At 48.1% G+C, this 1,085-nt stretch carries 1 protein-coding gene; it reads left to right on the forward strand.

Annotated features, from left to right (window positions below; genetic code table 11):
• Positions 1-1,085, forward strand: a 1,085-nt coding sequence (locus R8N28_RS26665; RefSeq protein ID WP_318183848.1) for a CpaF family protein, incomplete at both ends; no start/stop codon positions are given.

The following is a 1,085-nucleotide window of genomic DNA, read 5'->3' on the forward strand; positions in this document are numbered from 1 at the left end:
CCACTAACGCCGGTTGAAGCGAAACTGAAAGCGATTGAAGAGCAGAAAAAACAGCTTGAGCAAGATCTGGCTATTAAGCACTACTACCATAAGAAATTGCTGGATACTTTAGACCTTGGCTTGTTATCACATTTGCAAGAAGATCGCGCGAAAGAAGAGTTAAGGGAAGCGGTGATTCAGTTGATCGCCGAAGACCAAACGCATCCTTTAAGTTCAGAAGCGCGCAACCGTGTTATCCACCAAATCGAAGACGAAGTGTTTGGTCTTGGGCCGCTTGAGCCACTGCTTGAAGATCCAACCATTTCAGATATTTTGGTCAATGGCCCTAAAAACATTTATGTCGAGCGCTTTGGTAAGCTAGAAAAAACGCCGCATACGTTTTTGGATGAGCGCCACCTTCGCAACATCATTGACCGCATTGTAAGCCAAGTAGGTCGACGTATTGATGAGGCGTCGCCTATGGTGGATGCGCGTCTAAAAGACGGTTCTCGTTTCAATGCCATCATCCCTCCACTTGCCATTGATGGGCCATCGGTATCCATTCGCCGTTTTGCGGTCGAACGTTTGAATATGGACAACTTATTAGGGCTTGGTTCGCTCTCACCAGAAATGGGCAAATTCTTGAATGCAGCCGTTGTCGGGGAACTGAACATTCTTATCTCGGGCGGTACAGGCTCAGGTAAAACAACCACGCTTAACATCCTGTCTGGTTTCATTCCGAGTGACCAACGTATCGTTACTATCGAAGACTCGGCCGAGTTGCAGTTGCAACAACCGCACATTATTCGTTTGGAAACACGCCCATCCAACATTGAAGGAAAGGGTGAAATCTCCCAGCGTGATCTGGTGAAAAACTCACTGCGTATGCGTCCTGACCGAATTGTGATTGGTGAGGTGCGTGGCTCGGAAGCGGTCGATATGTTGTCTGCGATGAACACCGGTCACGACGGTTCACTTGCGACCATTCACGCCAATACACCAAGGGATGCACTCAGCCGTATTGAAAACATGTTCTCTATGGCGGGTTGGAACGTTTCGACAAAAAACTTAAGGGCGCAGATCGCGTCAGCCATCAATATCGTGGT

Source organism: Vibrio sp. Vb1554 (assembly GCF_033344235.1).